This is a genomic window from Pseudomonas sp. LAMO17WK12:I1 (genome assembly GCF_900177315.1).
Lineage (GTDB): Bacteria > Pseudomonadota > Gammaproteobacteria > Pseudomonadales > Pseudomonadaceae > Aquipseudomonas > Aquipseudomonas marginalis.
Genome location: NZ_FWZV01000029.1, coordinates 1 through 9,216 on the forward strand (window position 1 = coordinate 1; position 9,216 = coordinate 9,216).

Sequence of the window (9,216 nt, forward strand, 5' to 3'; positions counted from 1 at the left end):
CTTTTAGTGAAGTTGCCAGAAAGCCAATCAGCTACCAGCTTGATTCTTTGATTCATGGGGGACTCTTGGTTCCAGGGCATGATCAGTTACCTCCTGATCATGCGTATTAGCCTGTAAACCATGTCCCCGGTTAGAAATGTAAACGATGTCCCCGGTTTGTACCGGGGCAAGCCCCCTCCCACATTTGAACCGAGGCGATGAACTCAGTCCGTGCCGTACTTCGGGTTGCGCGGGCCGTACAGGATCCCCGCGCGTTGGCCCGGCGACAGCAGGCGTGCACTGGTGATGCCGGCAATCGGGTGCGCCGCATCGGTGGAGCTGTTGATCACCTGCTTGACCGCCGCGGTGATCAGCATGCCCACCAGGCCGCCGCTGTTGTTGTTGCCTTCCTCGCTGGAGGCACGCGCCGAACCGGTCCACAGGGTGGTACCGGTGCGCAGGTCCACCAGTTTGGCCGAGGCTGTCACGGCGGTGTCGCTGGAGATCAGCATGTACTTGGTGCCGTACTCGCTGACGGTGATGTACAGCGCCGCGTCCGCGCCGAAGATGTCATGCAGCTTGGCCGGTGGCACGCCCTGGATATCGTTGGCGGTGGTCAGGCCGTTCTGGCGGAAGGTTTCGTCCACCAGGGCAATCGGCAGCACGTAGTAGCCGGCTTCGGCCAGCGGGTAGGTCACTTGCGAGACCAGGCTGTACGAGGCCTGCACTTCCGGCGACTCGTTGATCGGCGGCAGTACCAGGATCGACTTGGGCCGCGCCTGTTTGTACGCGGTGTAGTCAATGGTCTTGGGCGCTGCGCAACCGCCGAGCAAGGCCAGGGCCAGCAGGGCGCCGGTGAGTTTTAGCAGGCTCATTTGGTGGCCACTCCGGTCTTGGCGTTTTTCAACAGGAAGTCCATGTACGAAGCAGACTCGGGGAACAGCGCCTTCTCGGTGCGGAACTCCTGCACCATCTGGTCATCCTTGCCCATGCTCAGGTACAGCATGCCCAGGTGCGCGTGGTAGCCCGGCGGCGCCTTGCGGCCGCTGGCGTTGATCTTTTGCAGATCACGCTCCAACGCCTCGACCTGCGCTTCCTTGGGCTCGCCCTTGAAGTACTCGTAAACCTGCGGCTGGTAGCTTTCCCATTGATACAGGGGCTGGGGCGCCGTGTGGCACCCGGCGACCGCCGCGATTGCTGTCAGCATCAGCGCCAACTTCACTGCCTTGCTCATCCGTGTACTGCTCCTTGAAGTGCGGTTGATCAGTTGCGCGGATTCCAGGCGCCGGCGTTGATGCCGTCGACCAGGCGGTTGATGGCTTCGCGCATGGCCAGGTCGAGGACCTTGCCATTGAGGGTGGAGTCGTAGCTGGCGGTACCGCCGAAGCCGACCACTTCACGGTTGGACAGCGCGTATTCACCGGCGCCCTGGGTGGAATACACCACTTCGGAGGTGCTGATGTTGACGATGTTCAGTGCGACTTTGGCGTAGGCCACTTGGGTCTTGCCACGGCCGAGGATGCCGAACAGCTGGCGGTCGCCGGTCTCTTTGCGGCCGAATTCGGTCACGTCGCCGGTCACTACGTAGTCAGCGCCCTTGAGCTTCTGCGCAGTGCCCTTGATCGCGGCTTCCTGGGAGATTTCGCCCATGTTGTCGCGGTCCAGCACGCTGAAGCGGTTGGTCTGCTGCAGGTGGGTAATCAGGATGGTCTTGGCCTGGCCACCGAGGCGGTCGACGCCGTCGGAGAAGATGCCGCGCATGTAGCTGGAGCGGTTGTCGAACTTGCCCACGGCGATGGGCACACGCACGCCGGAATAGGCGACGTTGGCGCTGGCGACCTGTTCCACCGGCATGGCGCGGTTGCTCTCCGTGGCGCAACCGGCCACGGTCAACAGCGCTGCGGCGGTGAGGCCGGACAGCAGGATTTTGGACAGTGTGTTCACGGGGTGCTCCTAAATGGGGGGAATCGGGTATGGCAGCTGACGCTAGCGAGACGGAATATCGCGCAGGTCGTCGACGATGTAGTCGCTTAGCCCACTAGTGAAATACCGCTCGACACTGGAGTTACCGCTGTTGGTTACAACGCCGGCAAGGGTCCTCCATTGTTGCGGCTGGCCTCGCCAGTTGCTGGGCTCCAGGCTGGGGCGGTTCTGGGCGAAGTGCAGCACCTCGGCACCGGCTTTCTTGACCTTGACCTTGTAGCCAAAATCGATGCTTTGCAGGATGGTGCCGTCGTCAATCAACAGGTTCGAAAACCCACCATTGGAGTCGATGATATGGCGCACATAGACAACGTCGACATCCAACAAATAATCGGCGCTGTCTTTACTGGTTGCGTAACGCTTGGCTTTGAGCAAGCGGTTTACCAGATCGACGCCGAGCTCCTGGCGAACTTTGTCATCCGACATGAAGTGCTTACTCTTGCCCTTCACGTCAACGTTGAAGGTGTCGAGCCAGTAAGTAGCAGTCTTCGGAATCGTGACCGGTGCCGGCGAGATGTAGTACTCCGGCTTGGAGGCGCAGCCCGCCAGTAGGCAGACGCAGAGGAATACGGCAAACGCGCGCATGTCTGAATTCATCCCTGAAAAGTATCGTGCTTTAAACAATCGCGGCATTTTACGGAGTTGAGAGCGCTTCTCAAGGTGTTTCGTCGGATGCCGTGCGGTGACGCACATTCCCTCAAGTTATGGGGATACGGGTCGAGACAGTAACTTGGCTTGCTCACTTATAGGGACATTGCGTGCTTAACACTCTGCTTCGGGCTACGGCCCTGATCGCTGCGCTGTCGATGACCGGCTGCGTTTCCTACACCGTCACCGGCCCCATCGCCGCCCCGCTCCACCCGGTCGCTGTCAGCAGCCCGCGCAGTGCACAAATCGCCGATGTGACGGTGAGCGCCGCCGACGTCAACGAAGCCAACAAGGCCGCCATCAGCAGCTCCCTGACGGCCCAGATCACCCAGTACGTGCGCACAGGGGGTTACTTCAAGCAGGTCACCGAGTATCCGGTGCGCCTGGGCGAGCAGGACGTGACGCTCAAATTCAACATGACCGCCCTCAAGGGCCATCGCGCGCCACACCCGGCGTACGTACCCGGCGCGCTGCTGACGCTGACCATCTGGATCTGGGTCAACGGCCCGATCTACGTGGACAGCTTCGAGGTGGCCGGCGACCTGGTGATCGTCGACCGCAACGGCAAGGAACTGGCCAAGGCCAAGGATTCGATCAAATTCGAACACAACGTCGGGCTTTACAGCGGCCAATACTGGGCACCGTCGATGGGCGGCCAACAGCTGACCAAACTGGTCGGGCAACTGCTCGACACCGCCACCGCCAAACTGGCCAAACCGTAATTTCAAGGAGTGATGCATGAAAGGATTGATCAAACACAGCCTGGCACTCGCCGCCGTCCTGCTGACTGGCTGCGTGTCTTACTCGCAGCACGAGTTGCCCGCCGTACAGACCTGGCCACCGACCGCCAACGCGCCGGCGCAAAAGCCCACGGCGTACGTGCACACCACCGCGCAGAACCACGTCAACGGCGGCCCGGGCAACGCGGCAGTCGGCGCCCCGGTGGCGCTGTGGGAAAAGGCCGTGGCCGATTCGTTTCGCCAGTCCAACCGTTTCTCGCGGGTGAGCACTGACAAGGTCGACTCGGATATCTACGTCGATGCCACGCTGCACAACAACGAACAGTTCAGCATGGCCTCGGCGATCATCACCGGCGCGACGTTCTTCATCATCCCGAGCACAGCGAAAAACACCTTCACCCTGGAGACAGTGTTCAAGGACAAGGATGGCAAGGAGCTGGGCCGCGTCAAAAAGAGCGAATCAGTGCGCACCTGGATGCACCTGGTACTGATCGTGGGCATCCCGTTCCAGGCAGACACGCGGGAAGTGGTCGAGGCGCTGACGCGCAGTACGCTGGATGAAGCGGTGCAGCGCAAGTTGCTGTAACCCCGCCCCTGTAGGAGCGAGCTTGCTCGCGAAAAACCGGAGAACACCGCAGGCATTCAACATGCCCGCGGTATCGTTGCCAGCCTCAGCTCACTTGATCAGGTCAGGTCGAGTGGTCTTGAGCATCGCTGCGCTCACCGCCCCCTGAACCGAACAGGTGATCATACCTTTGCTGGTCTTGGCCAGGTCACCGGGTGCGGGCTCGACCATCAAGATGCGTTCGGCCGTATCGGTGACCAGCTTGCCCGCGTTGTCATCGCCGCCTTCCGGCACCCAGGCTGATTGCTTGTGCGACCAGATCTGCGCACGCGCGTAGATACCGTTGGCTTTCTCCAACGCCGTACCCGGTACTTTACTCAGCTGTGCGTAAAGCGCGTCGGGCGCCTGCTCGGTGTAGAAACCCCAGTTGATGATGCGCGAACCCATCAGGTCCTGGTCTTCGGCGAAAAAGCCGGTCAAGGTCATACCGTCAAGCGTCAGCGGCGTGTCGAACATCCAGCGCTGGCCCATATCGGACTTTGTGCCGCCGCTGAGCGTGATCTTGCCGTTCTCCAGCTTATGGGCAACACGCTCCTTGAGCCCTGCCTGGCTTACCACCGCCAGGGAGTTCTGGTCGCAGGCGAGAAAACTTTGCAGGGCAGGCGCCGCGGCGAAGCTGCTGGTGCAGGTCGCCAGTGCAGTGAGTGAGATAAACAGACGATACAGTTTCATTGACAGCTTCCTTGGGTCCAAATAATGGGTGGGTGGGAGCAAGTTTGCTTCTGCAGTAACGGGATAAAACGGTTAACACGCATACAGGGCTTTGAGCATCATGCCGTTGGCATCAACTCACGGTGTTTTATTGGATGTGATCAATCGCAGGCTGAACGCCAACCCGTCCTGAGTTAAACCGGGCGGCCCGTCCAGGCCGCCCTGCTCAGGAATTGATGACAATCGTCCTGGCCAACATATCGCCCAAGCGACGACGCAGGCCGAACAGTACAAAAAGACCGTCCAGCACACTGAACACCATCTTCGGAACATTGCGCAGGAACGACTGGAACAGCGTGCAGTTCGTGGGGTACGGGTAACCCACCACGGCCGTGCGGCACACCCGCTTGCCCAGGCTCTGGCCATTGGGCAAGGCATCGCAAAACAAGTAGTACCCGAAGGCTGAAAACCACAGCACATAGTGGAGACCATCAAACAATGCCGGGCCTCCTGCCGAGCCCAGATAGAAATAGGCATAGTCCAGGTTTCTGTTCAAAAACAGCAGGAAAAATACCACCGCCATATCGATCAGATAGCCGAGCAACCGTCTGAACGGGCTGGCGATGTCCCAGGTTTGCGTAGCCGATACCGAATCGTTCATGACGTATTTATCCCCTACCGTTGTCATAAATATCCGCAAGGCTGCGAACGCTCGTCAGGTTGCCGGTCTGAACCACGATGGTCTTGGCGAACATATCGCCCAGGCGCGTTCTGGACTCCATGAATATCCACACCCAATCGATCACCACCAGCGCTCCGGAATTGCGGGTTAACGCCTGGGAAACCGTGCAGCTTTTGCGAGTTTTACGGTCGACGACGGCGATGCTCAACAAACGCTTACCCAGGCTCTGGCCGTTGGGCAACGCATCGGCCAGCAGGAAGTAGGCGAAGGCTGCAAAAAACGCCGAGAGAAAACCAGCCTTGGGCGTCACGGCCGGCACGTAGGCAGACAATGCACCGGCGCAGAATTTGACGATGAAAAAGATCAGGACTGCGATGGCGCAGTCGATAAGTCGCGCGGCCAGGCGCCGGCCGATGCTGGCCAGGATCGTCGGGCGTTTGGCGGTGTGGTTTGCGTCCATGCGGTATTGCTCCAGACTTATGGCGTTGGTGTGTGTTTCGGCTGGGCGCAAATCGGCTCCCAGCCTCTCAATGGTATTGCCGTGCTGCCCGCTGGCCGGGAGTACCTGCGCCAGCGATGCTCGAAAGGCTCATGGGAAAGTCGTCCCGATGCGCCCCCGCTCACTCGAGAACCAGATGCCGGTGACCTTGCCCACCACATCCTCAACCGCGACCTGGCCCATGAAGCGGCTGTCGTTGCTGTTGTAGCGGTTGTCACCCAGCAGGTACACGTGGCCCGGTTCGACTTTTACCGGCGCAAGCGTCAGTGACTCGGGGCTTTGGACCCGGTCCACCGGGGCGTGAAACAAGCCGAGGTTTTCGCCGTTGCGGATCAACTCGCCATTCACGATGGCCAACGTATCGCCGCCGATGCCCGCCACACGCTTGATTGCTTCGGTGCCATTCCAGCGGTACACCACGATATCGCCGACCTCGGGCGCACCGGCCTTGAGGTCGGACACAATGTAATCGCCGACCGACACCGTGGGTGCCATCGAGCCCGTCGGCACAAAGTACGTTTTAAAGCCCAGCAACGGCACCCGAAGCACGTCCAGCAGAACCAAGGTGATCACGATCAGCACGCCCACGTAGAGCGCATGGAACCGTTTACGCGGTATACCCTGCGGGCCGGTGTAGCGGCGTGCCAAAACAGCAGAGGTTATTGCCGAGGCCAGCTTCACCGTAATGACGAAGCCCAAGAGTACATACAGCCCGACCGGTGTTGCGATCAGCCCGCAAAGGCCCATCAGGATAACGCCGGCGTACAACAGTGCCGCGACACAGACGCCCCATTTGATGCGATCGACGTACACCAGGCCCCAGCCAGCCACCAGGCAGGACATGAGGAAGGCTTGGAGGGAGAGTTTTACGGGTTTCATTGATCGTCCTTGATAAGGTCAGCGCGGGCAGCGCACATACTACTGCCTGGCTCGTCAATCCACGCAACCTTTGGCGGCTATCAACTGGCTAAGCATGAGGTTTGAAAAGTCTTCAGATAAGACCTCTGCATCATTCAGCCCAGGATCAATTTCTACAACTGACCAATAGGGAGAATTCTCAGAACTTCCATCACGCACGTGTGTTTGGGGAAATAGTGGTCAGACCACCATTAATGTAACCGTGTTCTGCCCGGCAGGCTGTTGTGCCCATGCCGGCGCGCTGTAAGAAACATCTTCCGAGTCACGCCAAACTCCATTCGCAAAGCTCACTGGCCGCTGTGGGTAACAAACCAACAGCCCTTCGACGAACTGACAAAAGGACAAGTCAAGTCGCGTTATCCAACGCATATTGTCGATTTCCAAAAATCGCCAGTTGTCTCCGCTGTCAAAACCGAAAGCAGTCCCGACACTATCCCAGCCGAACAGCCACACCTCGCCCTTCGCGCCCGCTTCATAGGGCCCGTCTTTATAAATTCCATCATCACCGAAGTAGTCAGCCTTAGCAGAAAGCAGCATCGGTTGAATCGTCAAAAGCGGCAGCGCGCGGTCGTCCTCCTTGATTTCACCGTGCCCCCGTTCCTGTATAAAAGCAAAGTACTCGTCGGGAGCCGCCGGCCACTGCTGCCGCATCACACTTATTTCACCTGAAGAAACAGGCGTCAGCCGCTCTAATAGCGCACATCCCAGCGCATTAAAGACTTCTAATTTTTCGTACATGTTCACGGTAGCCTCGGGGGTTACTGCGGAAACGCTTTCAGCTACCCGCTTGAGTGCTCCTTATTGCTCCGCACGCCAATCGACATAACCTTTCACCTCAATCAGTTGATTAAGGATGAAGCTTGAGAAGTTATCGGCCAGCACCCTCACCTCATCGATCTCCGAATCAATCTCCACTATCGACCAATTATTGCCTGCATCAAAAGCATATAACACACCATCTGAAGTACCCGCAAAAACATACATCCGACTATAGGCATCCACCTCACATCCGGCGACTGAGGCGTATTTATCTGGACCATCTTCGATATAAAGCGCGCTGTCTAAATCGCCAAATCCAAAGACACCTAGAAACGCTAGATAGTCAGAGGGAACGCCGTCGCGGTCCGCCGCATCGACCCCACTCAATATAGCTTCACGATCAGTCAGGCGACTCCCGAAATCACCCTCATATAGTTCAGCGGAGGTGATATGGTTTATGAGATCACGAATTTCAAGTGTGTTTTCCATTATCATTTCCCAAATATTTTATCTGCAGGACCTTGAGCTCTGTGGATGCCGCCCTGATGTTCCAATCCGCGCAACGCAGGCGTAATGTTCCACCACTCAGATTTTCCACCAAACTTGTTTTCTATCACGTGATGGGCATCATAATATCGAAATTTTGTCTCCCCATTACTGGCGGTGTAGCTCTCTTTCGGCCAGCTTTGACCAGTATTTTTCTCCCATTCCTGACGCAAAACAGGTACTTTTTTCCTGAAGTCGGCCCGATTCAAATCAACAGCCTCTTTGGAAAGCCGAGAATAGGTATTTTCCCTCAGGTCAGCCTTCAACAGTTCCATTTGCTGCGGTGTAAATTGCCGCCCTGTTAAAGTCTGAATATCCGATAGGTAAGCTCTGGCATCTTTAGCTAACTGAGTACTCAGCAGGCCGGTTGCAGCCTCAGCCTTCTCAGCAGCAGTTGCGGCCCCCGTAACCGCGCCCTTGGGTACTGAAGTCAACCCGCCCTTGAGGCCGTATGCACTGGCAAATGCTACCGTAATGGCATGCATCCACATTACGTTATCATACTGTTCCTCGACTTCCGCCCGCGTCTTGTCCGAGCCTTTTGCCAAGTTGTTTATCGTGATATCGCGAAGAATGCTATCGGCGTCCAAACCCCGGAGAACGGCTTCCGCATTCGCCGCATCAACACGGTAAACATCTTTATAAAGTAAGTTGTACGCGACATTTTCCCCATATCCAGCGAGGGCTTTCTGAGCAGGGGCAATCAAGTTGCCGCACGCTGTACTGGATAAATTCCCGGCAGTGCACGCTCCCCGAATCGCTTCGTCTCGACTTTTATCGATAACGTCTATGTAGGCGAGTTCGTCCTGTTCATCTTCAGTGATGGTGCCCAGCATTTGCTTGCGTGAAAGCACAAACTTACGGGTCGCTTCCGGCACGCTGAGATAGTTATTCTCAACCGCATTCCTCCCAACCTGAGCCGCTGCCACCGCATCCAGTGCGCCCTTGCCGGACAACGATCCTGAAAGGCCACCCGCCAAAGTCGCGAGGCTGGAGATCGTCTGCTTTTGCGCCTGGGTCAGGTTCTCGTTACTGACATCGCCATACAGGTTCTCTTTGATCAGACGTGCGGTTTCCTCTGCCGCCACAGCACCGGCTGCACCAGCGAGTGCTGAGTTACCGCCAGCCTTGGCGAGCACAGCACCCAGTACCGCATGGGCCATCAGATTGGCTGTAGGGTCGCCCT

At 57.8% G+C, this 9,216-nt stretch carries 13 protein-coding genes; 2 read left to right on the forward strand and 11 right to left on the reverse strand.

The genetic code is table 11. The annotated features are described in order from the left end of the window. Positions 1 to 203: 203 nt before the first annotated feature. Genes B9N88_RS32020 through B9N88_RS32035 form a run of 4 tightly spaced genes read right to left on the reverse strand, consistent with a single transcriptional unit; the run spans position 204 to position 2,547 of the window. Positions 204 to 854 carry a DUF799 domain-containing protein gene (locus B9N88_RS32020; protein WP_027608085.1) on the reverse strand — a complete coding sequence of 217 codons (651 nt, stop codon included), beginning with the start codon at positions 852 to 854 and terminating at the stop codon, positions 204 to 206. Further along, the gene (locus B9N88_RS32025; protein WP_027608086.1) at positions 851 to 1,213 is read right to left on the reverse strand and encodes a DUF4810 domain-containing protein; all 363 of its coding nucleotides are present in this window, start codon (positions 1,211 to 1,213) and stop codon (positions 851 to 853) included. The genes B9N88_RS32020 and B9N88_RS32025 overlap by 4 nt, the downstream gene beginning before the upstream one ends. Before the next feature lie 29 nt (positions 1,214 to 1,242). Continuing rightward, positions 1,243 to 1,923 carry a CsgG/HfaB family protein gene (locus B9N88_RS32030; protein ID WP_027608087.1) on the reverse strand — a complete coding sequence of 227 codons (681 nt, stop codon included), beginning with the start codon at positions 1,921 to 1,923 and terminating at the stop codon, positions 1,243 to 1,245. Positions 1,924 to 1,965: 42 nt separating this feature from the next. Further along, positions 1,966 to 2,547, reverse strand: a complete 582-nt coding sequence (locus B9N88_RS32035; RefSeq protein WP_027608088.1) for a hypothetical protein — start codon at positions 2,545 to 2,547, stop codon at positions 1,966 to 1,968. Positions 2,548 to 2,720: 173 nt separating this feature from the next. Between B9N88_RS32035 and B9N88_RS32040 the strand changes: the two genes are divergently transcribed. Then, positions 2,721 to 3,332: a hypothetical protein gene (locus B9N88_RS32040; protein ID WP_027608089.1), complete on the forward strand. Its 612-nt coding sequence runs from the start codon at positions 2,721 to 2,723 to the stop codon at positions 3,330 to 3,332. A gap of 16 nt (positions 3,333 to 3,348) precedes the next feature. Then, on the forward strand, positions 3,349 to 3,936 hold the full coding sequence (locus B9N88_RS32045) for a hypothetical protein (RefSeq protein ID WP_027608090.1): 588 nt from the start codon (positions 3,349 to 3,351) through the stop codon (positions 3,934 to 3,936). A gap of 90 nt (positions 3,937 to 4,026) precedes the next feature. Here the strand turns inward: B9N88_RS32045 and B9N88_RS32050 are convergent, their stop codons facing one another. From B9N88_RS32050 to B9N88_RS33045, 7 genes are all read right to left on the reverse strand, one after another. Beyond that, complete coding sequence (locus B9N88_RS32050; protein WP_027608091.1) at positions 4,027 to 4,647, reverse strand: hypothetical protein; 621 nt, start codon at positions 4,645 to 4,647, stop codon at positions 4,027 to 4,029. Positions 4,648 to 4,852: 205 nt separating this feature from the next. Further along, positions 4,853 to 5,287, reverse strand: a complete 435-nt coding sequence (locus B9N88_RS32055; protein ID WP_027608092.1) for an RDD family protein — start codon at positions 5,285 to 5,287, stop codon at positions 4,853 to 4,855. Positions 5,288 to 5,294: 7 nt separating this feature from the next. Further along, positions 5,295 to 5,768, reverse strand: coding sequence for an RDD family protein (locus B9N88_RS32060; protein WP_051429414.1), 474 nt, complete (start codon positions 5,766 to 5,768; stop codon positions 5,295 to 5,297). Positions 5,769 to 5,897: 129 nt separating this feature from the next. Continuing rightward, a complete protein-coding gene (gene lepB / locus B9N88_RS32065) occupies positions 5,898 to 6,686 on the reverse strand; it encodes a signal peptidase I (RefSeq protein ID WP_027608093.1) in 789 nt (262 codons plus the stop codon). 219 nt (positions 6,687 to 6,905) lie between these two features. Beyond that, positions 6,906 to 7,469, reverse strand: coding sequence for a hypothetical protein (locus B9N88_RS32070; protein ID WP_139202131.1), 564 nt, complete (start codon positions 7,467 to 7,469; stop codon positions 6,906 to 6,908). 54 nt (positions 7,470 to 7,523) lie between these two features. Next, positions 7,524 to 7,973: an SMI1/KNR4 family protein gene (locus tag B9N88_RS32075; protein ID WP_027608095.1), complete on the reverse strand. Its 450-nt coding sequence runs from the start codon at positions 7,971 to 7,973 to the stop codon at positions 7,524 to 7,526. Between the two features lie 2 nt (positions 7,974 to 7,975). Continuing rightward, on the reverse strand, positions 7,976 to 9,216 hold a 1,241-nt coding region (locus tag B9N88_RS33045), incomplete at its 5' end, for a VENN motif pre-toxin domain-containing protein (protein ID WP_256579855.1).

Bases quoted from the DNA above. Each gene is read 5' to 3' on its own strand.
- B9N88_RS32020 (WP_027608085.1), bottom strand. From the start codon at position 854: ATGAGCCTGCTAAAACTCACCGGCGCCCTGCTGGCCCTGGCCTTGCTC.
- B9N88_RS32025 (WP_027608086.1), bottom strand. From the start codon at position 1,213: ATGAGCAAGGCAGTGAAGTTGGCGCTGATGCTGACAGCAATCGCGGCG.
- B9N88_RS32035 (WP_027608088.1), bottom strand. From the start codon at position 2,547: ATGCGCGCGTTTGCCGTATTCCTCTGCGTCTGCCTACTGGCGGGCTGC.
- B9N88_RS32045 (WP_027608090.1), top strand. From the start codon at position 3,349: ATGAAAGGATTGATCAAACACAGCCTGGCACTCGCCGCCGTCCTGCTG.
- B9N88_RS32050 (WP_027608091.1), bottom strand. From the start codon at position 4,647: ATGAAACTGTATCGTCTGTTTATCTCACTCACTGCACTGGCGACCTGC.
- B9N88_RS32055 (WP_027608092.1), bottom strand. From the start codon at position 5,287: ATGAACGATTCGGTATCGGCTACGCAAACCTGGGACATCGCCAGCCCG.
- B9N88_RS32060 (WP_051429414.1), bottom strand. From the start codon at position 5,768: ATGGACGCAAACCACACCGCCAAACGCCCGACGATCCTGGCCAGCATC.
- lepB (WP_027608093.1), bottom strand. From the start codon at position 6,686: ATGAAACCCGTAAAACTCTCCCTCCAAGCCTTCCTCATGTCCTGCCTG.
- B9N88_RS32075 (WP_027608095.1), bottom strand. From the start codon at position 7,973: ATGGAAAACACACTTGAAATTCGTGATCTCATAAACCATATCACCTCC.